Origin of the sequence: Citrobacter sp. wls757, assembly GCF_005280935.1 — a bacterium.
Classification (GTDB): domain Bacteria; phylum Pseudomonadota; class Gammaproteobacteria; order Enterobacterales; family Enterobacteriaceae; genus Citrobacter; species Citrobacter portucalensis.
On the sequence record NZ_SZWU01000004.1, the window covers coordinates 25,659 to 48,835 of the forward strand.

The following is a 23,177-nucleotide window of genomic DNA, read 5'->3' on the forward strand; positions in this document are numbered from 1 at the left end:
TAATTGTTTCATTATTTTTCAGGGAACAGCAAGGCATCGCGTAATAAATGATCATTTCCCCGACGGCGAGTAAAACCAATGCGGTCAAAATATTCCAGAATTTGGATAGCCAATTTGCGCCCAACGTTAAGCCTGTCGCGAAAATCGGCGGCACATGTCGATCCCCTTTCCTGATCCAGTTCGCGGATCATATTGGCAAAGGCCACAATCCGATCGTTACGGTAATAACGATCTTTCACGATCGCGGTAATGATGCCTTGCTGTGCCGCTTGTCGTAACGCCACACGCATCATCTGTTCATCCGTTCCCGTCTGTTTTGCCAAATCGCGCACCCACCACGGCTCATCGCCAAAAAGTGGTTCTACTTTTTGCCAGATTGCCAACTGCTCATCGCTGAAACCCGCCTTATGTTCCGGCAAATGCAACCAGCCATGATGGCTATGAATAGCGCCACTCTCGCGCATCTTTTCAATTAGCAGCAATACCAGCGCTTCGTCTTCCATCGGCAAAGCCATACGGCGCAGGCGCTCGCGCCCGGGCCCTGGTTCATCACGGTGCTGCTCATGGTAGGTCGCCAGCGTATCGAGAACTTTCCGCTGCCAGCGCGCGGCAACGGGGGCATTCAACAGGCTGTATCCCGCCTGAATAAATCCATGTTGCTCAATCAACGGACGCATACCGTTGCCATTGAGCTGACGCGCCCAGGCAAAGTCAGGAATATTCACCGCCCCACGCGCCAGGTGCAGCGCCAGAGCGTCACCGTCAGTCTCCGCGTTTTCCAGCGCCGACAGCCACTGTAAATATTCCGGCTTACGCTTTCCGCGTCGCGGCGGATTAAGCGTCACAACACGTGCACCTGCCAGCGTTGTGCGGGCAGAAATATCACGCAGCACCAGACGGTCGTTATCAGCAAGCCAGAGTGGTGTATCAAACACCAGTTCCGCCAGCGTTCCTTCAAGCAGAGAGATGCGCCCGGTGACATGGCTGGCCGCGTGGTGAATATGCAACGGTTGCCACTGCATCAGCGGCGCAGCATGTTCTAAAGAAACAATCACGCGGGTAAAAGCCTCTGGCGGCGCATCGGAAAGCAGCCAGTCGCCGCGGTTTAGTTCTTCTTTTTGCGCATCGCCGGCAATATTCAGCGCAATACGTTGTCCCGCTTGCGCGCGGTCGGTGGCCTGATTTTGTGCATGCAGGCTACGTACGCGCATCGGTTTGTTGACGCCCGTGAGCCACAGCGTGTCACCGACATTCACTTCACCGCTGAGCGCCGTCCCGGTCACTACCAGCCCTGCGCCTTTGACCGTAAAGGCACGGTCAATCGCCAGGCGGAAGCTGTGATCGCGGGCATGCTCGCGCGACGTTAATTGCAACAAATGGTCACGCAGTTCCTCGATGCCACGGCCTTCACTGGCCGCAGTGACGAAAAGCACCGACTCCGCGAAACCATAATTCCCCAGCGTGGCCTGAATCTCCGCACGCACCTCTTCAATTCTTGCTTCGTCTACGCGGTCGGCTTTCGTGAGTGCCACGGTGATCTGCGGATTGCCCGTCAGCTGCAGAATTTGCAAATGCTCACGGGTTTGCGCCATTACGCCATCATCACACGCCACCACCAGTAACGCGTGATCGATGCCGCCGACCCCCGCCAACATGTTGGACAGAAACTTTTCGTGTCCAGGAACGTCGATAAACCCCAGCACCCGCCCATCCGGCTGCGGCCAGTAGGCATAGCCGAGATCGATGGTCATGCCGCGCTTTTTTTCTTCCGGCAGACGGTCGGCATTCACACCGGTAATCGCCTGTAATAACGTTGTTTTTCCGTGGTCAACGTGTCCGGCGGTTGCAATAATCATTTCAGCATCATCTCCATAAACCGGGTCTCGTCTTCAAGGCAGCGCAGATCCAGCCATAAGCGGCCATCATAAATTCGCCCAATAACCGGCACGGGCAGCGTACGCCAACGGGCTGCCAACGCTTCAAGGCGGCTCCCGCGCCCGTCATGTGGGGTAAAGGTTAGCGCCGCGCTGGGCAGCCTATCAACAGGTAGTGAGCCGCTGCCAATCTGCGACAGGCAAGGCATCACATTCAGGGCGAACTCATCACCGTAATGCTCTGCAAGCTGTGCCTGTAATTGCTGTGCCTGCGCGTGGATCGCTTCTTGTGAGCGGGTGAGCTGGCGCAACGTCGGCAACTTCTCCGCCAGTGCTTCCGGGTGCAGATAGAGCCGTAGCGTCGCTTCCAGCGCAGCCAGTGTCATTTTATCTGCCCGTAATGCGCGTTTCAGCGGATGGCTCTGCAAACGAGCGATCATCTCTTTTTTACCGACAATTATCCCAGCCTGCGGCCCGCCCAGCAGTTTATCGCCGGAGAAACTCACCAGACTGACGCCAGCGGCAATCAGTTGCTGCGGCATCGGCTCCTGCGGCAAACCATACTGGCTGAGATCGACCAGCGAACCACTGCCCAGATCCGCCACCACCGGTACATCCAGTTCCTGCCCAATTACGGCCAGCTCCGCCTCATCCACCGACTTTGTGAAGCCTTCAATGCTGTAATTACTGGTATGCACTTTCATCAGCAGACCGGTGTTTTCATTCACCGCCTGGCGGTAATCTTTCGCATGGGTCCGGTTGGTGGTCCCCACCTCACGCAAAATGCATCCGGCCTGACACATGACGTCCGGAATACGAAACGCGCCGCCAATTTCCACCAGCTCGCCGCGAGAAACAACCACCTCTTTGCCGTTCGCCGTGGCGGCCAGCATCAGTAGAACAGCTGCCGCATTGTTATTGACGATACAGGCGTCTTCCGCCCCCGTCAGACGGCAGAGTAAATCCGCCAGGGCCCGATCCCGATGTCCCCGCCCGGCATCATCCAGACTATATTCCAGCGTCACCGGCGTGCGCATCGCCTGTACCACCGCTTCAATTGCTTCTTCGGCCTGCGACGCGCGCCCAAGGTTGGTATGCAGCACCGTTCCGGTCAGGTTAATCACCGGGCGTAGCGCGCTTTGCGATTCTCGTTCCAGCCGGGCGCTGGCTTCTTGCGCCCAGTCCTCACACCATTCCGGGAGCGCGTGCGTGTCGCGAATAGCTTCTCTGGCTTCGTCGAGCATGTGACGCAGCAGGTCAACCACCCGGGTATGGCCGTGAGATTCACGTAAGGCTGGGAAGGCGCTATCGCGCAATAAACGATCGATAGCAGGAAGCTGGCTGTAGAGTGAACGCATGTCGGTTGTCATGAAAGGGCCTGGCTGTTGGTGGCCCTCTCCACCGTGGAGAGGGATATCGATATAGGAAGGATTGTACCGTGACTTTGCTCAGGCGGACATAATACGCATCAAGCCTTTGGCGGTTCTGTACGGGCAAAACTCTCGCGTTGAAAGAGCGTTTCCACCAGTTTGACCAGACGGGGGCGATCAACACACCAACCGGGCGCAACCCGACGGAAATTGAGATAACCGACGGCGCAGGCAATCGCAATGGTTGCCAGGTTAACCGTATCCGTTTTCAGCGTACCATCCGCCAGATAGCCTTCCAGCACATCCAGACTACGGGTGATCTTCTCACGCTGACGTAATAATTCAGTTTCTGACTGCTGCGCGGCAGGGCGAGCCTGTTCGCGCACCGAAACTAAACCGGCATCCATAATGCCGTCTGCCAACGCTTCCAACTGGCGTACCTTCAGCGCAGCCAGCGGATCACGCGGCAGCATGGCTGGTGCAATATCCAGTAGCTCTATATATTCCGCAATGATAGGAGAATCAAACCAATACTCGCCCGCATCGGTGACCAACGCGGGTACTTTACCTAACGGGTTATAGCGCGCCACGCCGCTATCCGCGTTATAGGGGAGTTCATTCACAAATTCGAAGGTGATGCCCTTTTCCAGTAACAGAATAGAAATTTTACGCACAAAAGGGCTGGTATAGCTGCCAATGAGTTTCATGCCGGGTCCTTTTTGCCAACAAAAAAGCGGTGCCCAACGATAGTGGGACACCGCTTAGTATGGCTCAGGTCACTGAAAATGGCAGGTGATGGCAGTCTCAATGATCCAAATAAAGGTAATGCATCCAACTGGTCATGCGCAGCAGTACTTTACGCATTACCGACACGTGGGCGAAATGGTCGGAATAGACTGCAACCTGAGCATAGATACCGTCCGGCAGCGCATCCACATCGGCATTCGGATCCAGCTCAATCGTGGCCAGCACGCCATCGGTACCCGGCACCACCGTTAAGGACTGTAATGCGCCCTGCGCCTGATAAGAACCGCCCGGAACGACCGGAAGAATACTGGTCAGCTTGCCGGTGAAAACCTGGCCAGGCAGCGCATTAAACACCACTTCCGCTTCATCGCCCGGTTTAAGGCGCAGCAGCGAGTTCTGGCGGAATTGCGCCACGATTTGCCGTTTTTGCTCAGGAATAAACACCATTACCGGACGCAAAGGTAATGCTGCTGCGTAAGTCCCCGGACGAATTAAAATCTGCGTGGCATAACCGTTGCTGGGGGCACGAACTACCGTCTGTTCAAGATTGTATTTAGCCTCGGCAAGCTGGGCACGTAGGGACGCAACCTGAGATTGCTCACCGTTGACCATACTGTCTAATTGGCTCTGAATCTGCGTCTGTTCTGCAACCGAGCCTTTGACCAGCGCATCCTGTGCCAGATAGTTTTGCCGGGCGTTATCGATATCGCTTTCAGAGAACGGGTTAACCTTCGCCTGGCTGCCTTTCAAATAGCGTTGATAATCTTTATACAGACGGTCACGTTCAGCAGATACACGGGTGGTATTGGCGACCGCTTCCGACAACTGTGCTTTCAGGTTGTCGATGTTGTGCGTAGCGGTAACCAGATCAGCCTGCAGCCTGTCGACACGCGCCTGATACCGTACCGGATCGAGCTTAAACAGCACATCGCCTTTTTTAATTAGCTGATTATTTTTATCCGTTACCTCACTAACAATTCCTGTGACTTGCGGAGTGACCGGAATTGAAATAACCGCTTTTTGCGCCGTAAAGGTATATGGGTGGTTATAGTTCATTAATAAAATCAATCCCGCAACAATGAACACCCCACCTAATGCAGCGGTAGCAAGCGTCCATTGGTTTACCGGAATACGGAATATTTTAAAGATGGCCCAGGCAAAGGCCACATAGGTCAGGACTATCAACAAATCCATGATTAAATCTCCGGAAAGGTGGAGTTATCGGTTTTTTTCTCCCCATCCAGTCTTTTTTCCAACTGGGTGATTCGCGCTGCCAGCGCGGCAATCTCAGGGTCTGACTCCTTTCCGGTCGGTGTGATATGTGACTGCATTCCCCATCCCTTTTCAGGCTGGTAGAGCGTGGCCCAGATCCACAGGAACGGCCAAATAACATGAAGAGTGAACAAGCTCACCCATCCTGCAGTATGGATGGCATCGGCATGGGGATGGTTACGTTTTTTAGCCATGTTATAGGGAATATCGTGAATGGCGATGATTCCGTAAAACAGAACCAGAAAAACGAAGATCAGCACGCCCAACGCGAAATAATTTAGAAACATACCTGCCTCGAATTCACGCTAATTAGAGTTTTTTTATGCCGGCAGCCGTATGCACCCTGGCTGATGTTTTGAACATAACTGGAGTTAAGGGTTTTTGCCATACCACAAAATAAATATTTTTTCTGGTGAGAAGTTGCTTTGTTTTGCAATAAAAAATGTCGGGGGTAGAACCTGCCGCAGATCACATCTGATAAATTTCAGATGAAAATACTTTGCGATTCACATCACAAAAATCCAACAAACAAGGAAAGCAAAAATGTGAATCACTTCACATTTAATCCTCATTTTCAGCGAATTATTGCACTGCGATGTTTTTCTGTACCGTTATTTTGTGATGAAAATCACATTAACTAACGCCATACACCCTATATTTACGTGACGAATGTCACATAAAAGGCCGTCGACTGGACAGTTGAACGATTCAGTGCCAGATTTCGCAGTATCTACAGGGTCCGGCTACCTCCTGCCGCTACATTAACAAACCTCGGGCTTTCAGCCTGCGTGATAGCAAACATAAGAAGGGGTGTTTTTATGTCATCCGATATTAAGATCAAGGTGCAAAGCTTTGGTCGATTCCTCAGCAACATGGTGATGCCAAATATCGGCGCGTTTATCGCGTGGGGTATTATCACCGCATTATTCATTCCGACAGGGTGGTTGCCGAACGAAACGCTGGCGAAGCTGGTCGGCCCGATGATCACCTATCTGCTGCCGCTACTGATCGGTTATACCGGTGGTAAACTGGTTGGCGGCGAGCGTGGCGGCGTAGTTGGTGCAATCACCACCATGGGCGTTATCGTCGGTGCGGACATGCCAATGTTCCTCGGCGCGATGATTGCAGGTCCACTGGGCGGCTGGGCGATCAAACACTTCGACAACTGGGTAGACGGTAAGATCAAATCCGGTTTTGAGATGCTGGTGAATAACTTCTCCGCTGGCATCATCGGTATGATCCTCGCCATTCTGGCATTCCTTGGCATTGGTCCATTGGTTGAAGCACTGTCCAAAATTCTGGCGGCAGGCGTTAACTTCATGGTTGTCCATGACATGCTGCCACTGGCATCGATTTTCGTTGAACCGGCGAAAATCCTATTCCTCAACAACGCCATTAACCACGGTATTTTCTCACCGCTGGGTATTCAGCAGTCCCATGAGATGGGCAAATCCATCTTCTTCCTGATTGAAGCAAACCCGGGTCCGGGTATGGGCGTCCTGCTGGCGTACATGTTCTTCGGTCGCGGCAGCGCTAAGCAGTCTGCAGGCGGCGCGGCTATCATCCACTTCCTGGGTGGTATCCACGAAATTTACTTCCCGTACGTGCTGATGAACCCGCGCCTGATCCTGGCCGTTATTCTCGGCGGTATGACTGGCGTATTTACCCTGACTATCCTGAACGGCGGTCTGGTTTCTCCGGCGTCTCCGGGTTCTATCCTGGCCGTGCTGGCAATGACACCTAAGGGAGCTTACTTCGCTAACATCGCTGCTATCTGTGCGGCTATGGCAGTTTCCTTTGTGGTCTCAGCCATTCTGCTGAAAACCAGCAAAGTGAAAGAAGATGATGACATTGATGCCGCAACCCGTCGTATGCACGACATGAAAGCGGAATCCAAAGGCGCATCTCCGCTGGCGGCTGGCGACGTCACCAACGACCTGAGCCATGTGCGTAAAATCATCGTTGCCTGCGATGCCGGTATGGGTTCCAGCGCCATGGGTGCGGGCGTACTGCGTAAGAAAGTGCAGGATGCAGGGCTGTCTCAGATTTCCGTCACTAACAGCGCGATTAACAATCTGCCGCCGGATGTGGATCTGGTCATTACCCACCGTGACCTGACCGAACGCGCGATGCGCCAGGTGCCTCAGGCACAGCACATTTCGCTGACCAACTTCCTCGACAGCGGTCTGTACTCCAACCTGACCGAACGTCTGGTCGCTGCGCAGCGCCACAACGTGAACGAGGAGAAAGTTCGCGACCACCTGAAAGACAGCTTTGAAGAGGGTGATACCCACCTGTTCAAACTGGGTGCGGAGAACATCTTCCTTGGCCGTAAAGCGGCTAACAAAGAAGAAGCGATTCGCTTTGCTGGTGAGCAACTGGTGAAAGGCGGTTACGTTGAGCCAGAATACGTCGAGGCGATGCTGGACCGCGAAAAACTGACCCCGACTTACCTGGGTGAGTCCATCGCAGTACCGCACGGTACGGTTGAAGCCAAAGACCGCGTGCTGAAAACCGGTGTGGTGTTCTGCCAGTACCCGGAAGGCGTTCGCTTCGGTGAAGAAGAAGACGATATTGCCCGTCTGGTTATTGGTATCGCAGCGCGTAACAACGAGCACATCCAGGTGATTACCAGCCTGACCAACGCTCTGGATGATGAATCCGTGATCGAACGTCTGGCCCATACCACCAGCGTGGATGAAGTTCTGGAACTGCTGGCAGGTAAAAAAGCTTAACAGTTAAGTATCCCCAAAATAGTTCGAGCTGCAGGAAGGCGGCAACGCAGTGAATCCCCAGGAGCGTACATAAGTACGTGACTGGGGTGAGCGAGGAGAGCCAACGCATCTGCAGTTCGAAATATGAAGGCGATATCCTCTCCCTTGTGGAGAGGGTTAGGTTGAGGGGAAATCAATGCAGTCCCTCACCCCAGCCCTCTTGGGTAAAAACATTAATGAAGGTTAATACTATGAAAGCATTACATTTTGGCGCAGGTAATATCGGTCGTGGCTTTATCGGCAAACTGCTGGCGGACGCGGGGATACAGCTGACGTTCGCGGATGTAAATCAGGTCGTGCTCGATGCCCTGAATGCCCGTCATAGCTATCAGGTTCATGTCGTGGGTGAAAATGAGCAGGTTGATACCGTCTCCGGCGTCAACGCTGTAAGCAGCATCGGCGATGATGTTGTTGAACTGATTGCCCACGTAGATTTAGTCACTACCGCCGTCGGTCCGGTTGTACTTGAGCGTATCGCTCCAGCCATCGCCAAAGGACTGGTTAAACGCAAGGCGCAGGGCATCGCTACTCCACTAAATATCATCGCTTGTGAAAACATGGTGCGCGGAACGACCCAGTTGAAAGGCCATGTAATGAACGCGTTAGCAGATGAAGATAAAGCCTGGGTTGAAGAACATGTTGGCTTTGTCGATTCTGCCGTGGACCGCATTGTTCCGCCTTCAGCTTCAGCAACCAACGATCCGCTGGAAGTTACCGTCGAAACCTTCAGTGAGTGGATTGTCGACAAAACACAGTTCAAAGGTGAACTGCCAAATATCCCAGGAATGGAATTAACTGATAACCTGATGGCATTTGTCGAACGTAAACTCTTCACGCTGAACACCGGGCATGCTATAACCGCGTACCTCGGAAAATTGACCGGTCATCAGACCATCCGTGACGCGATTCTCGACGAGAAAATCCGCGCAGTGGTAAAAGGTGCGATGGAAGAGAGCGGCGCGGTACTGATCAAACGCTATGGCTTTGATGCAGCAAAACATGCGGCATACATTCAGAAAATCCTCGGTCGTTTTGAAAACCCGTACCTGAAAGATGACGTTGAGCGAGTGGGTCGTCAGCCGCTGCGTAAGCTGAGCGCAGGCGACCGCCTGATTAAACCGCTGCTGGGTACGCTGGAATATGGTTTGCCGCATGCGAATCTGGTTACCGGTATTGCGGCAGCGATGCACTATCGCAGCGAAGAAGATCCGCAGGCACAGGAACTGGCCGCGCTGATTGACGAAAAAGGCCCACAGGCCGCGCTGGCGCAAGTTTCCGGGCTGGATGCCAATAGTGATGTCGTGCTTGAGGCTGTTAACGCGTATAACGCAAAGAAATGATGCAGGACCTGGCGCAGGATATCCTGCGCCTGAATAATAGATTGTCAGATATGCAGGCAATAATGGAACAAACGCAGGCCTTTGAAAATCGTGTGCTTGAGCGTCTGAATGCTGGCAAAACCGTACGCAGCTTCCTCATCACCGCCGTAGAACTGCTCACCGAGGCGGTGAATATCCTTGTGCTTCAGGTATTTCGCAAAGACGACTATGCGGTGAAATACGCCGTAGAACCGCTGCTCGACGGCGATGGTCCGTTGGGCGATCTTTCCGTTCGTCTGAAGTTAATCTACGGCCTGGGCGTACTCAGTCGCCCGGAGTACGAAGATGCTGAGCTGCTGATGGCGCTGCGGGAGGAGCTGAATCACGACGGCAACGAATACGCATTCACCGACGACGAAATTCTTGGACCGTTTGGTGAACTTCACTGCGTGACGGCACTCCCGCCGCCACCCCAGTTTGATACCTCAGACTCTGGTTTGCATGCCATGCAGATCCAGCGTTACCAGCAGATGGTACGATCCACCATGGTCCTTTCCCTGACCGAGCTGATTTCTAAAATCAGCTTAAAAAAAGCCTTTCAAAAATAAGACGATGCTTGCTTATTTCTCTTCCTGCTGCGGTCGATACAGCTGCCGATAGTACGCCAGACGTTGCAGATACAGCTGCGCGTTTTCCTGCGGTATTTCTGAAGGGACAACGTTGCGCGGCGGTGTTTTATTCAAATATTCGCGAAAAGCCTGGCTTGAAGCCATAAAATCGACAGTTTTATCAATCAGGATTGAAACGTTCTCACCTATTTTCGCCATAATCTTCCCTCCTCCATGTATTAACCGCGCTCAGCCTGTGCGGTTGATCATTTAAGTTTAGGATCAGTTGGGTGTTTATATTGAGGAAAACGTGCTTCACCACGAACACGCCAATAAAAAGCACCACGGCCGATCTTATCGCTTAAAATCCCTTGTTAATCAATGCAGTAACATTATCATTAGCTAATTAATACTTACGGTATTTGATTATTTATCTTCGAGCAGTTGTGAATAATCCCGCTCTGCGCGCATACTATAGGATATTCATCCTATTTTTATCAGAAGCTATCCTATGAAAGAAGTCGAAAAAAACGAAATTAAACGCCTGAGCGATCGTCTGGACGCTATTCGCCACCAGCAGGCAGACCTGTCCCTGGTTGAAGCCGCCGACAAATACGCCGAGCTGGAAAAAGAGAAAGAAACTCTGGAAGCCGAGATCGCACGCCTGCGTGAAGTTCACGGCCAGAAGCTGAGTAAAGAAGCGCAAAAGCTGACAAAACTTCCGTTCCGTCGGGCCATCACCAAAAAAGAGCAGGCTGACATGGGCAAACTGAAGAAAAGCGTGCGCGGCCTGATCGTCGTCCACCCGATGACCGAGCTTGGCCGTGAAATGGGCCTGAAAGAGATGACTGGCTTTGCGAAGAACGAGTTCTAATCTCCCACCGGGCAACATCCGCTTGCCCGGTCCTTCATTTCCCCCCCTCAATTGGCCCTACCAATTTTAGCCAGATCCTACCAGCACCTCACATTTCATTAAAATGTGCGTACAATATCGTTGCCAATAAATAACATTTGATTAACCATTCATTGTCATTACCCCTACACAACAATATTGGCAGGGCCACTTTTACACATAATGTGACGAAGATTTGAGCAAAGACTCATTCCATTATGTCAGCGGCCCCCAGGAGACCTGCAATGAATCTCTGGCAACAGAACTACGACCCGGCCGGTAACATCTGGCTTTCCAGTCTGATCGCATCGCTCCCTATCCTGTTCTTTTTCTTCGCCCTGATTAAGCTCAAGCTGAAAGGCTATGTTGCGGCGTCATGGACGGTGGTGATCGCTTTATCGGTCGCCCTGCTGTTTTACAAAATGCCGGTCGATCACGCACTGGCATCCGTAGTGTATGGTTTCTTCTACGGTCTGTGGCCAATTGCCTGGATCATTATCGCCGCGGTATTCGTCTATAAAATCTCGGTGAAGACCGGGCAGTTCGACATTATCCGATCATCGATACTCTCGATTACCCCAGACCAGCGTCTGCAAATGCTGATTGTTGGTTTCTCCTTTGGGGCATTCCTCGAAGGAGCGGCAGGCTTTGGCGCTCCGGTAGCGATTACCGCCGCACTGCTGGTTGGTCTTGGCTTTAACCCGCTGTATGCGGCAGGTTTGTGCCTGATCGTAAATACCGCGCCGGTCGCTTTTGGCGCAATGGGCATTCCGATTCTGGTCGCCGGTCAGGTTACCGGACTGGACAGCTTCGAGATTGGCCAGATGGTAGGTCGTCAGCTGCCGTTCCTGACCATTATCGTGCTGTTCTGGATTATGGCGATTATGGATGGCTGGCGTGGTGTCAAAGAAACCTGGCCTGCGGTGATGGTCGCTGGCGGCTCGTTTGCTATCGCACAGTACCTCAGCTCTAACTTTATCGGGCCGGAACTGCCGGACATCATCTCTTCTCTGGTCTCACTGGTGTGTCTGACGCTGTTCCTGAAACGCTGGCAGCCGGTACGTATCTTCCGTTTTGGCGATATGGGCGCTTCGCAGGTCGATATGGATCTGTCGCGCACCCGCTACACCGCTGGGCAGGTGGTACGCGCCTGGTCACCGTTCCTGTTCCTGACAGCTACCGTCACACTGTGGAGCATACCGCCGTTTAAAGCGCTGTTTGCGCCAGGCGGCGCGATGTACCACTGGGTGGTCAACATTCCGGTTCCGTTCCTCGACAAGCTGGTTGCCCGTATGCCGCCGGTCGTACACGAAGCCACAGCCTACGCGGCGGTGTACAAATTTGACTGGTTCTCCGCGACCGGTACTGCGATTCTGTTTGCCGCCCTGCTGTCTATCGTCTGGCTGAAGATGAAGCCATCTGCTGCGCTGCAGACCTTTGGTAGCACGCTGAAAGATCTGGCGCTGCCTATCTACTCCATCGGGATGGTGCTGGCGTTCGCGTTTATCTCTAACTACTCCGGGCTTTCATCCACCCTGGCACTGGCCCTGGCACATACCGGCAGCGCATTTACCTTCTTCTCGCCGTTCCTTGGCTGGCTGGGGGTATTCCTGACCGGGTCCGACACCTCATCAAACGCATTGTTCGCCGCCCTGCAGGCCACGGCCGCTCAGCAAATCGGCGTTTCTGATGTGCTGATGGTGGCCGCAAATACCACCGGCGGCGTGACCGGCAAGATGATCTCTCCACAATCTATCGCTATCGCCTGTGCGGCAGTGGGATTAGTGGGGAAAGAGTCTGATCTGTTCCGCTTTACCGTGAAGCACAGTCTGATTTTCACCTGCATGGTGGGTGTGATTACCACGCTGCAGGCCTATGTCTTAACCTGGATGATTCCATGATAGTGATGCCCAGACGCCTGTCAGACGAAGTCGCATCTCGTGTGCGGGCGCTGATTGAAGAACAACAGCTGGAGGCGGGCATGAAGTTGCCCGCTGAACGCCAACTGGCCGTACAGCTCGGCGTATCGCGCAACTCGCTGCGCGAGGCGCTGGCGAAACTGGTGAGCGAAGGCGTGTTGATTAGCCGTCGTGGCGGCGGGACGTTTATCCGCTGGCAGCATGAGGCATGGTCTGAACAAAACATCGTTCAGCCGCTGAAAACTCTGCTGGCAGACGACCCTGATTACAGTTTCGATATTCTGGAAGCCCGCCACGCCATCGAAGCCAGCACCGCCTGGCATGCAGCTATGCGTGCCACTGCTGCCGACAAAGAGAAGATCAGACTCTGTTTCGAGGCCACACAAAGCGAAGATCCAGATCTCGCCTCGCAGGCAGACGTTCGCTTTCATCTCGCCATTGCGGAGGCCTCGCACAACGTGGTGCTGTTACAGACCATGCGCGGTTTCTTCGACGTATTACAGTCTTCGGTGAAACAGAGCCGTCAGCGTATGTACCTTGTGCCGCCCGTATTTTCGCAACTGACGGCGCAGCATCAGGCCGTCCTGGATGCGATTGTTGCCGGAGATGCCGACGGAGCGCGTAAAGCAATGATGGCGCACCTCAGTTTTGTCCACACCACGATTAAACGATTTGATGAAGATCAGGCCCGCCAGGCGCGTATCACCCGCCTGCCCGGTGACCCTGGTGAGAATAGCAGGGAGAACAACACATGATTATTTCAGCAGCCAGCGACTATCGCGCCGCAGCCCAGCGCATCCTACCCCCCTTCTTGTTCCACTATATAGACGGTGGGGCGTATGCAGAGCACACTCTGCGCCGTAATGTGGCAGACCTGTCTGAAGTGGCACTTCGCCAGCGCGTGCTGAAGAATATGTCCGACCTGAGCCTGGAGACAAAGCTGTTCAACGAAACGCTCTCCATGCCGGTGGCCCTTGCACCTGTCGGTCTGTGCGGCATGTACGCGCGCCGGGGCGAAGTTCAGGCCGCCGCCGCCGCTGATGCCAAAGGCATTCCATTTACGCTTTCCACGGTATCCGTATGTCCGATTGAAGAAGTCGCCCCAACCATCAAACGTCCGATGTGGTTTCAGCTATATGTTCTGCGCGATCGTGGCTTTATGCGCAACGCGCTGGAGCGCGCCAAAGCGGCAGGTTGCTCCACGCTGGTCTTTACCGTCGATATGCCAACACCGGGTGCACGCTACCGTGACGCCCATTCCGGGATGAGCGGCCCAAATGCCGCACTACGCCGCTACTGGCAGGCAGTCACCCATCCACAGTGGGCATGGGACGTTGGCCTGAACGGTCGCCCACATGATTTAGGCAATATCTCGACTTATCTTGGTAAACCTACCGGTCTTGAGGATTACATCGGCTGGCTGGCGAATAATTTCGATCCGTCGATTTCCTGGAAAGACCTCGAGTGGATCCGCGAATTTTGGGATGGTCCGATGGTGATCAAAGGGATCCTCGATCCCGAAGATGCCCGAGACGCCGTACGCTTTGGTGCGGACGGCATCGTTGTCTCTAACCACGGTGGTCGCCAGTTAGACGGCGTGCTGTCTTCAGCTCGCGCGTTACCCGCTATTGCCGATGCAGTAAAAGGCGATATCACCATTCTGGCAGACAGTGGGATCCGCAACGGTCTGGACGTCGTACGTATGATTGCGCTGGGCGCGGATAGTGTTCTGCTGGGACGTGCTTATCTGTACGCGCTGGCCACCCACGGTCAGGCCGGGGTGGCGAATCTGCTGAATCTGATCGAGAAAGAGATGAAGGTGGCAATGACCCTTACCGGGGCGAAATCGATTAGCGAAATCAGCCGTGATTCGCTGGTACAGGAACTGGGCAAACAGGTGGCTGACTACCCGATGCAGCCCAAACGTGGAAATGCGGCGTAAACGTTAATTTGCTATGCTGCCCCGTACTTAAGGGGGCAGCATGCTAAACATCGTTTTATTCGAACCAGAAATCCCGCCAAATACCGGCAATATTATCCGTCTTTGCGCCAACACCGGCTTTCGTCTGCATATTATTGAGCCAATGGGCTTTACCTGGGACGACAAGCGCCTGCGTCGCGCGGGGCTGGATTACCATGAATTTACCGCTGTGCTACGCCACCCTGATTACGCCGCCTTCGTCGCCGCAGAAAATCCGCAACGTCTGTTTGCCCTGACCACCAAAGGTACGCCAGCGCATAGCGCGGTAAGCTATCAGGATGGGGATTATCTGATGTTTGGCCCGGAAACTCGCGGTCTGCCAGCCAGCATCCTCGACGCGCTGCCTGCCGAACAAAAAATTCGTATTCCGATGATGCCGGACAGTCGCAGCATGAACCTGTCGAATGCGGTGTCGGTGGTGGTGTATGAGGCCTGGCGCCAGTTAGGTTATCCCGGCGCAGTATTGCGTAGTTGATTTTTGTCGGATGGCGGCTGACGCCCTATCCGACCTACGAAAGAATTTACCGTTATTTTTCGAGCGTTATCGGCGCAGTCAGGTTGGACACGGACTGCGCTTGCCGACCTGCGCGTACACGTAGTACGTGAGGATGGCGAGCACAGCCCGGGTTCAAGATGACAAGTAAGATAGCTCGAAATCAGATGCCATCGCCGTATTCGAACGTATGATGTATCCCGTTGAAATGCTGATCCATATCCATAGACGGTTTATCGCTGTCTGGCTTACCGACGATGCGCGCCGGTACGCCTGCGGCGGTGGTATGCGGCGGTACGGGCTGTAGCACGACCGAACCTGCGCCAATCTTCGCGCCGCGTCCGACTTCAATGTTGCCGAGAATTTTTGCTCCCGCGCCGATCATCACGCCTTCACGAATTTTCGGGTGGCGGTCACCGCCGGCTTTACCGGTCCCGCCCAGCGTGACGGATTGCAGAATAGAGACGTCGTTTTCAATCACCGCGGTTTCACCGACCACAATGCCGGTGGCGTGATCGAGCATAATCCCACGGCCAATTTTTGCCGCCGGGTGAATGTCTACCTGGAAGGTAACGGACACCTGATTTTGCAGGAAGATCGCCAGCGCCTGACGCCCCTGATGCCACAGCCAGTGACCGATACGGTAGGCCTGAAGCGCATGAAAGCCCTTCAGATACAGCAGTGGGGTGGAATATTTATCTACAGCCGGGTCACGCGTGCGTACTGCCTGAATATCGCAGGCCGCTGAGGCAATCATTTCAGGATCGGCCGCGTAGGCCTCTTCTACGACTTCGCGAATCGCAATGGCGGGCATGATTGGAGAAGCGAGTTTATTCGCCAGCATATAGCTTAGCGCACTGCCGAGATTTTCATGCTTGAGCAGCGTTGCGTGGTAAAAACTGGCCAGCATTGGCTCACATTCCGCCAGTGCCCGGGCTTCCGCTTTAATGTTTTTCCAGACGATATCCAGTTCTTCACACGGCATTGCGTACTCCAGAAGGTAGCAAAACGACCGATCCGTTCTTCGCGGATCGGGTCGTTATATTCAACAGTTCCTTACAGCTAGTGGCGACTCAGCTCGTCCTTGCGCGCACGGCCTAATAACGTTAATGCTGCCTCGCGCGCGTTTTTTCCGCAATACAATACTTGATAAATTTCCTCGGTTATTGGCATCTCAACACCAAAACGGTGCGCCAATTCACGAACTTCTTTCGTATTGCGATAGCCTTCAACCACTTGGCCAATCTTGTCCTGCGCACCCTGCACGTCCATCCCCTGGCCGAGCATCATGCCAAATCGACGGTTGCGCGACTGGTTGTCGGTACAGGTCAGCACCAGATCGCCTAAACCCGCCATCCCCATAAAGGTGGCAGGATCGGCCCCCAGCGCCGCACCAAGACGAGACATTTCGGTCAGCCCACGGGTGATCAATGCGGTTCGTGCATTCGCGCCAAAACCGATGCCGTCAGACATCCCCGCACCAATGGCAATGACGTTTTTCACCGCGCCGCCAAGCTGCACGCCAATGAAATCCGGGTTGCTATAAACGCGGAAGCTTTTGCCGCAGTGCAGCAACTGCTGGAGATCGTCAGCAAAAGTGTCGTCCGTCGAGGCCAGAGAAATCGCCGTCGGCATGCCCGCAGCCAGCTCTTTGGCGAACGTCGGGCCGGAAATAACCGCCAGTGGAATTGAGTCCCCCAGCGCTTCACGCGCGACGTCCTGCAGCAGACGCCCTGTTTCCGCTTCCAGACCTTTTGTCGCCCAGACCAGTCGTGCGTCAGGACGCATCAATGGTTTGATGTTACGCAGCACTTCGCCAAAGACGTGGCTCGGCACCACCACCAGAATATTACGACTGGCGGCCAGTGCAGTGGCTAAATCACTTTCCAGGCGCAGCGTGTCGGGAAAAGGCACATCAGGAAGGAACGCGACGTTGCAGCGATCGTGCTCGAGAGTCGCGATATGTTTAGGATCATGGCCCCACAGGACAACCTGATGGCCATTTCTTGCCAGGGTGATGGCAAGAGCGGTGCCGTACGAGCCGGCACCAATCACAGTCATTGAAGCATTACTTTGGTTCATCAGGCATCCTGATGTTCTTCAGTACCTTCGCCAGCCTGCTGCTGTAAATAGTTCATGAACAGCGCATCAAAGTTGACCGGCGCAAGGTTCAGTTGCGGGAACGTACCGCGTGAAACCAGGCTGGTGATGCATTCGCGGGCATACGGGAACAGAATGTTCGGGCAGTATGCGCCCAGGCAATGCGCCATCTGAGTCCCTTCGATACCACTGATGGAGAAAATACCGCCCTGCTGAACTTCGCACAGGAACGCAGTTTCTTCACCCAGGGAAGCCGTTACGGTGACACGCAGCACTACTTCATACACGTCATCTGCCAGTTGGGTAGATGCGGTATCAAGATCCAGTTTAACCTCTGGCTGCCAATCTTTCTGGAAAACATGCGGTGCATTTGGCGCTTCGAAAGACACATCCTTGGTATAAATACGTTGGATCTGGAAAGCCATTTCAGTGTTATTTTGTTCTGACATGTTGAGAAAACCCTTTAGTGTTGTCCTTTAAATACTTCGGTACGCCTTAACGCAGCAGCGGATCCAGTCCACCACGCGCATCCAACGCATACAAGTCGTCACAACCACCAATGTGCTGTGCATCAATAAAAATCTGCGGAACCGTAGTACGGCCACTGCGCTTGATCATTTCTTCACGCTTCACGGCATCACCGTCAATCGGAAGCTCCTGGAAACTCACACCCTTGCTGTTTAACAGCGCCTTTGCGCGATGGCAAAACGGGCAGGTTGCTTTGGTATAGATCTCAATATTGGCCATGACTTATCTCCAGTGTTCTTTTTACCCTGCGGCATGAAAGAAGACGGGTAAATTACTTGCCGCGAACCAGTGGCAGATTCTCACCACTCCAGCCCGCTACGCCATCTTTCAGTACAGACACCTGCTCAAAACCGGCTTTGATCAGCGCAGTTGCTGAATCCTGGCATTGCATGCCTGAGCCATCAACCACAATAACAGGTTTGTTTTTGTGTTTTTCCAGTTCGCCAAAGTTGTTGGCTTTGATTTCGCTCGGCAGCAGGTTCGTGGAGCCAGCGATATGACCTTTGCGGAAGTCGTCGCGCTGACGTAAATCCACGACAACGGCGTCTTCTTTATTGATGAGACGTGTGGCTTCTCCGCGCGTAATCACCTTCACTTTGGAAGTCAGGCTCTTAAACGTGGTAAATAATACAGCCGCCAGTAACGCAATCCAGGCGATACTCAATACAGGGTGGCGACTAACAAATTGCATAATTTCTTGCATGGGGGGTAACAACTCCCGACTCAGTGATTAAAAAAACCAGGAAAGGAGTATACCTGCGCGTTGACGCAAATACAGCCAGAGCGTGCATTGGATTGCATTTTTGCGGGGCGCTACGGAAAAAAAAACCTAAAACCACGCCCTCTGCGGCGCGCTCTGGTCGATTATTTGATCTTCCGGGGCTACTTTATCGATTCAGCTGTAGTAAAATTACGCAATTATTTTTATCTATTAAGTGTGAGGTTGTCGCAATGTCGGTTTCTAAAAAACCTATGGTACTGGTGATTCTGGATGGCTATGGCTATCGCGAAGACAGCCAGGATAACGCCATCTTTAATGCCAAAACCCCGGTAATGGATGCCCTGTGGGCAAAACGTCCGCATACCCTGATTGATGCGTCTGGCCTGGAAGTTGGCCTGCCCGATCGCCAGATGGGCAACTCCGAAGTCGGTCACGTCAACCTGGGCGCGGGCCGCATCGTGTATCAGGACCTGACCCGTCTGGATGTAGAAATTAAAGAGCGTACTTTCTTCGCTAACCCGGTGCTGACCAATGCGGTCGACCAGGCAAAAAATAGTGGCAAAGCGGTTCACATCATGGGTCTGCTCTCTGCGGGCGGTGTTCACAGCCACGAAGATCACATCATGGCGATGGTAGAAATGGCTGCTGAACGCGGCGCGGAAAAAATCTATCTGCACGCTTTCCTTGATGGCCGCGATACCCCGCCGCGCAGCGCTGAACATTCACTGCAGAAATTCGAAGAGAAATTTGCCGCACTGGGCAAAGGCCGCGTAGCGTCCATCATCGGTCGTTACTACGCGATGGACCGCGACAACCGTTGGGATCGCGTTGAACAGGCTTATGACCTGATGACGTTGGCCAAAGGCGAGTTCCAGTTCGCTACGGCGGTTGAAGGCCTGCAGGCTGCTTATGCCCGCGACGAAAACGACGAATTCGTGAAAGCGACCGTGATCCGTGCTGAAGGCCAGGCTGAAGCCGCCATGGAAGACGGCGATACGCTGATTTTCATGAACTTCCGTGCTGACCGTGCGCGTGAAATCACTCGTGCGTTTGTTAACGCTGACTTCAACGGCTTCGCCCGTAAGAAAGTCGTTAACCTCAACTTTGTGATGCTGACCGAATACGCGGCCGACATCAAAACTGCGGTTGCTTACCCACCAGCATCTCTGGCTAACACCCTTGGAGAGTGGATGGCGAAGCACGACAAAACGCAGTTGCGTATTTCCGAAACCGAAAAATATGCGCACGTGACCTTCTTCTTCAACGGCGGCGTAGAAGAGCCGTTCAAAGGCGAAGACCGCATCCTGATCAACTCGCCGAAAGTTGCGACCTACGATCTGCAGCCGGAGATGAGCTCTGCTGAGCTGACCGAAAAACTGGTTGCGGCGATTGAGAGCGGAAAATACGACACCATCATTTGTAACTACCCGAACGGCGACATGGTTGGTCATACCGGAGTGATGGAAGCAGCAGTTAAAGCTGTTGAAGCGCTGGATCACTGCGTTGAACAGGTCGCGAAAGCGGTTGAATCCGTTGGCGGCCAGTTGCTGATCACCGCGGACCACGGTAACGCAGAGCAGATGCGCGATCCGTCCACCGGTCAGGCGCACACTGCGCACACCAACCTGCCCGTTCCGCTGATTTATGTCGGTGGTAAGAACGTTAAAGCAGTCGAAGGCGGCAAACTTTCTGATATCGCCCCGACGATGCTGACGCTGATGGGTATGGAAATCCCGCAAGAGATGACTGGTAAGCCGCTGTTCATCGTGGAATAATCCCTCCCCATGAGGGGAAAGGCGATTAATACCATCACTCGGGCCGTGAAACCACGTAAGTTTTCAGTCAGGCCCTTGTTCTACGCCAGCGCGCTTAGCGCTGGCGTATTGCTGTGCGCCTTTTCCGCCCACGCGGACGAACGCGACCAGCTCAAATCTATTCAGGCTGATATCGCGGCAAAAGAACGCGCGGTACGCCAACAGCAACAACAACGCGCCACCCTCCTCGCTCAGCTTAAAGCTCAGGAACAAGCCATCGCCGTTGCCGCAAGGCAGTTGCGCGAAACGCAAAACTCACTGGCACAGCTGAATGCGCAAATCGCAGAGATGAACGCAGCACTCGCGAAGCTGGAAAAACAGCGGGCCGCGCAAGAACGCAGCCTGGCAGCCCAACTCGACGCAGCTTTTCGCCAGGGCGAACACACCGGCATTCAGCTCATTCTTAGCGGTGAAGAAAGCCAGCGTGGGCAACGCCTGCAGGCCTATTTCGGCTATCTGAACCAGGCGCGACAGGAAACCATCGCGCAGCTGAAACAAACCCGCGAAGAGGTCGACTCGCAAAAAGCCGAGCTGGAAGATAAGCAGAGCGAACAGCAGACGCTACTGTACGAACAGCGCGCCCAGCAGGCTAAGCTGGAACAGGCACGTAACGAACGTCAGAAAACACTTTCGAGTCTGGAATCATCGATTCAACAGGGTCAACAGCAACTGGGCGAAATGCGCGCCAACGAATCCCGTCTGCGCAACAGCATTGCCCGCGCCGAAGCCGCAGCCAAAGCGCGTGCGGAACGTGAAGCACGCGAGGCGCAGGCCGTACGTGATAAGCAGAAGGATGCGTCACGAAAAGGCTCAACCTATAAACCGACCGAAAGTGAAAAATCACTGATGTCGCGTACCGGCGGTTTGGGCTCGCCACGCGGTCAGGCATTCTGGCCCGTTCGTGGTCCAACGTTACATCGTTATGGCGAACAGCTGCAGGGTGAGCTACGTTGGAAGGGGATGGTTATTGGTGCATCCGAGGGCACCGAAGTTAAAGCCATTGCCGATGGTCGTGTCATTCTGGCGGACTGGCTGCAGGGCTATGGCCTGGTGGTCGTCGTTGAACACGGTAAAGGCGATATGAGCCTGTACGGTTATAACCAGAGCGCACTGGTCAGCGTCGGTACGCAGGTTCGCGCCGGGCAGCCTATAGCACTTGTGGGTAGCAGCGGCGGTCAGGGCAGGCCGGCACTCTATTTCGAAATTCGTCGCCAGGGTCAGGCGGTCAATCCACAGCCGTGGTTGGGAAGATAAGTTTTGCCACAACAATTTCGTCGTCTACTACTCTCTCTCGCCAGTCTGCTGGCCTTCGCAACACCTGTATTTGCTGGCAAACTCGCCATCGTCATTGATGATTTCGGCTATCGCCCACACACTGAAAACCAGGTACTGGCGATGCCTTCTACCATCTCCGTTGCCGTTCTGCCTAACGCCCCACATGCGCGTGAAATGGCAATCAAAGCGCATAACAGCGGGCATGAAGTATTGATCCATCTGCCAATGGCGCCGCTGAGCAAGCAGCCGTTAGAGAAAGACACGTTACGCCCTGAAATGAGCAGCGAAGAGATTGAGCGGATTATTCGCGACGCGGTAAGCAAAGTACCGAATGCGGTCGGTCTGAACAACCATATGGGCAGCGCGATGACCTCCAGTCTTTTCGGCATGCAGAAGGTGATGCAGGCGCTGGAACGCTACGACCTCTACTTCCTGGACAGCATGACCATCGGTAACAGCCAGGCAATGCGCGCAGCGTCAGGCACAGGTGTGAAGGTCATCAAACGCAAAGTCTTCCTGGATGACACGCAAAACGAAGCCGATATTCGCCGTCAGTTTAATCGTGCCGTCGAGCTTGCGCGCCGCAACGGTTCCGCAATCGCCATTGGCCACCCTCACCCGTCTACGGTTCGCGTCCTGCAGCAGATGCTGTATAGCCTGCCAGCCGACATCACGCTGGTTCGCCCAAGCAGTTTGCTCAATGAACCACAGGTGGATACCTCCAGACCAAACCTCACACCACCGAAGAACGGTACGCCTGATGCGCCGCGTAATCCTTTCCGCGGGGTGAAATTATGCAAACCGAAACAGCCGTTAGAGCCGGTGTACGCCAGCCGCTTCTTCAGCGTGCTCGGCGAAAGCATCACCCAAAGCACGCTGGTGCAGTATATGCGCCTGCAGTGGCAGGGCTGGCAATAATCAGTCTTTACTATCCAGCGTTAAATGGGCCAGGCGGCGCGGCGTCAATGATTTATCGCGCCACTGGCTAAAACGGATAGCCCACAACAGCACCTGATAACCCAGCTTAACGCTGCAGATATTACTCACCATACGCTTGAACATACCCGATACAAATACTTCAGCAATCATGCGCTGGCGGATTTTCTCGTCCGGCTCTTTACGTATGCAATGACAAACGCGTAGCGCTTCGTAAATCACCTGCTGTTTGAATTCCGGGTAAATTGGAATGCGTCCGGCGTAGTCGTGATTCATCTTATCCAGCAGACGGGTAATTTTGATGTAGTGGCGCTGGTAAGCGAGGTTTTTCAGCCCGGTGCGCGGCAGACGGCTAACAGATGCGCCGTGCAGGAAGTATTTGTACAGCGGGACTTCCGTGTAACGCGCGCGCTTCGCATTAAACATAAACTCCGTTGTCCAGATAATATCCTGGTGGTGCAGGCCAGACAGAAAGGTCAGCCCCGCGTCGCGGATAGTCTGATGACGATAAACGCCCATCCAGACAACGTGCCGCCAACGGCGGCTGGCTAACG

General features: G+C 53.9%; 22 protein-coding genes and 1 pseudogene. 11 read left to right on the plus strand and 12 right to left on the minus strand.

Annotation, left to right across the window (positions count from 1 at the left end; genetic code table 11):
- Positions 1–11: 11 nt before the first annotated feature.
- The 5 genes from selB to FDW94_RS00285 form a co-directional block, all read right to left on the minus strand.
- The gene (gene selB, locus FDW94_RS00265) at positions 12–1,856 is read right to left on the minus strand and encodes a selenocysteine-specific translation elongation factor (RefSeq protein ID WP_032945345.1); all 1,845 of its coding nucleotides are present in this window, start codon (positions 1,854–1,856) and stop codon (positions 12–14) included.
- Positions 1,853–3,244, minus strand: coding sequence for an L-seryl-tRNA(Sec) selenium transferase (gene selA, locus FDW94_RS00270; RefSeq protein ID WP_100271769.1), 1,392 nt, complete (start codon positions 3,242–3,244; stop codon positions 1,853–1,855). Before selA ends, selB begins: the two co-directional genes overlap by 4 nt.
- Before the next feature lie 98 nt (positions 3,245–3,342).
- Entirely contained in the window at positions 3,343–3,951 is a 609-nt protein-coding gene (locus FDW94_RS00275) for a glutathione S-transferase (protein ID WP_008786453.1), read from the minus strand.
- Between the two features lie 97 nt (positions 3,952–4,048).
- Complete coding sequence (locus FDW94_RS00280; RefSeq protein WP_003827339.1) at positions 4,049–5,185, minus strand: HlyD family secretion protein; 1,137 nt, start codon at positions 5,183–5,185, stop codon at positions 4,049–4,051.
- Positions 5,186–5,187: 2 nt separating this feature from the next.
- Complete coding sequence (locus tag FDW94_RS00285; RefSeq protein ID WP_003827338.1) at positions 5,188–5,550, minus strand: DUF3302 domain-containing protein; 363 nt, start codon at positions 5,548–5,550, stop codon at positions 5,188–5,190.
- 531 nt (positions 5,551–6,081) lie between these two features.
- Between FDW94_RS00285 and mtlA the strand changes: the two genes are divergently transcribed.
- The 3 genes from mtlA (at position 6,082) to mtlR (ending at position 9,964) form a co-directional block, all read left to right on the plus strand.
- Entirely contained in the window at positions 6,082–7,998 is a 1,917-nt protein-coding gene (mtlA, locus tag FDW94_RS00290) for a PTS mannitol transporter subunit IICBA (RefSeq protein ID WP_003827337.1), read from the plus strand.
- A 230-nt stretch (positions 7,999–8,228) separates the two neighbouring features.
- A complete protein-coding gene (gene mtlD, locus FDW94_RS00295) occupies positions 8,229–9,377 on the plus strand; it encodes a mannitol-1-phosphate 5-dehydrogenase (RefSeq protein ID WP_020996057.1) in 1,149 nt (382 codons plus the stop codon).
- Complete coding sequence (gene mtlR, locus FDW94_RS00300; protein WP_003024179.1) at positions 9,377–9,964, plus strand: mannitol operon repressor MtlR; 588 nt, start codon at positions 9,377–9,379, stop codon at positions 9,962–9,964. Before mtlD ends, mtlR begins: the two co-directional genes overlap by 1 nt.
- Positions 9,965–9,976: 12 nt before the next feature.
- Here the strand turns inward: mtlR and FDW94_RS00305 are convergent, their stop codons facing one another.
- Complete coding sequence (locus tag FDW94_RS00305) at positions 9,977–10,183, minus strand: hypothetical protein (RefSeq protein WP_032945348.1); 207 nt, start codon at positions 10,181–10,183, stop codon at positions 9,977–9,979.
- Positions 10,184–10,475: 292 nt separating this feature from the next.
- Between FDW94_RS00305 and FDW94_RS00310 the strand changes: the two genes are divergently transcribed.
- The 5 genes from FDW94_RS00310 (at position 10,476) to trmL (ending at position 15,231) form a co-directional block, all read left to right on the plus strand.
- The gene (locus tag FDW94_RS00310) at positions 10,476–10,838 is read left to right on the plus strand and encodes a YibL family ribosome-associated protein (RefSeq protein ID WP_071446115.1); all 363 of its coding nucleotides are present in this window, start codon (positions 10,476–10,478) and stop codon (positions 10,836–10,838) included.
- 263 nt (positions 10,839–11,101) lie between these two features.
- Entirely contained in the window at positions 11,102–12,757 is a 1,656-nt protein-coding gene (gene lldP, locus FDW94_RS00315) for an L-lactate permease (RefSeq protein ID WP_003827332.1), read from the plus strand.
- Positions 12,754–13,530 (plus strand): transcriptional regulator LldR, encoded by a 777-nt coding sequence (lldR, locus tag FDW94_RS00320; RefSeq protein ID WP_003024170.1) that lies wholly within the window; start codon positions 12,754–12,756, stop codon positions 13,528–13,530. Before lldP ends, lldR begins: the two co-directional genes overlap by 4 nt.
- On the plus strand, positions 13,527–14,717 hold the full coding sequence (gene lldD, locus FDW94_RS00325) for an FMN-dependent L-lactate dehydrogenase LldD (protein ID WP_008786460.1): 1,191 nt from the start codon (positions 13,527–13,529) through the stop codon (positions 14,715–14,717). The genes lldR and lldD overlap by 4 nt, the downstream gene beginning before the upstream one ends.
- Before the next feature lie 40 nt (positions 14,718–14,757).
- A complete protein-coding gene (gene trmL, locus FDW94_RS00330; RefSeq protein ID WP_003827329.1) occupies positions 14,758–15,231 on the plus strand; it encodes a tRNA (uridine(34)/cytosine(34)/5-carboxymethylaminomethyluridine(34)-2'-O)-methyltransferase TrmL in 474 nt (157 codons plus the stop codon).
- A 181-nt stretch (positions 15,232–15,412) separates the two neighbouring features.
- On the opposite strand, the gene cysE is transcribed toward trmL, so the two are convergent.
- The 5 genes from cysE to FDW94_RS00355 form a co-directional block, all read right to left on the minus strand.
- Complete coding sequence (gene cysE, locus FDW94_RS00335) at positions 15,413–16,234, minus strand: serine O-acetyltransferase (protein WP_003024160.1); 822 nt, start codon at positions 16,232–16,234, stop codon at positions 15,413–15,415.
- 77 nt (positions 16,235–16,311) lie between these two features.
- On the minus strand, positions 16,312–17,331 hold the full coding sequence (gene gpsA, locus FDW94_RS00340; RefSeq protein ID WP_008786462.1) for an NAD(P)H-dependent glycerol-3-phosphate dehydrogenase: 1,020 nt from the start codon (positions 17,329–17,331) through the stop codon (positions 16,312–16,314).
- Entirely contained in the window at positions 17,331–17,798 is a 468-nt protein-coding gene (secB, locus tag FDW94_RS00345) for a protein-export chaperone SecB (RefSeq protein ID WP_003024155.1), read from the minus strand. The genes gpsA and secB overlap by 1 nt, the downstream gene beginning before the upstream one ends.
- A 46-nt stretch (positions 17,799–17,844) precedes the next feature.
- The gene (gene grxC, locus FDW94_RS00350) at positions 17,845–18,096 is read right to left on the minus strand and encodes a glutaredoxin 3 (RefSeq protein WP_003024152.1); all 252 of its coding nucleotides are present in this window, start codon (positions 18,094–18,096) and stop codon (positions 17,845–17,847) included.
- Positions 18,097–18,148: 52 nt separating this feature from the next.
- Positions 18,149–18,580 (minus strand): rhodanese-like domain-containing protein, encoded by a 432-nt coding sequence (locus FDW94_RS00355; RefSeq protein ID WP_003024148.1) that lies wholly within the window; start codon positions 18,578–18,580, stop codon positions 18,149–18,151.
- A 248-nt stretch (positions 18,581–18,828) separates the two neighbouring features.
- Between FDW94_RS00355 and gpmM the strand changes: the two genes are divergently transcribed.
- From gpmM to FDW94_RS00370, 3 genes are read left to right on the plus strand one after another with little or no spacing between them, the layout of a single operon-like run.
- Positions 18,829–20,373 (plus strand): 2,3-bisphosphoglycerate-independent phosphoglycerate mutase, encoded by a 1,545-nt coding sequence (gpmM, locus tag FDW94_RS00360; RefSeq protein ID WP_137376953.1) that lies wholly within the window; start codon positions 18,829–18,831, stop codon positions 20,371–20,373.
- Positions 20,374–20,406: 33 nt separating this feature from the next.
- Positions 20,407–21,666: a murein hydrolase activator EnvC gene (envC, locus tag FDW94_RS00365; RefSeq protein ID WP_231587333.1), complete on the plus strand. Its 1,260-nt coding sequence runs from the start codon at positions 20,407–20,409 to the stop codon at positions 21,664–21,666.
- A gap of 3 nt (positions 21,667–21,669) precedes the next feature.
- The gene (locus FDW94_RS00370; protein WP_003024138.1) at positions 21,670–22,605 is read left to right on the plus strand and encodes a divergent polysaccharide deacetylase family protein; all 936 of its coding nucleotides are present in this window, start codon (positions 21,670–21,672) and stop codon (positions 22,603–22,605) included.
- On the opposite strand, the pseudogene FDW94_RS00375 reads toward FDW94_RS00370, so the two are convergent.
- Positions 22,606–23,177: pseudogene (locus FDW94_RS00375) on the minus strand (glycosyltransferase); the annotation flags it as partial. It abuts the gene before it with no gap.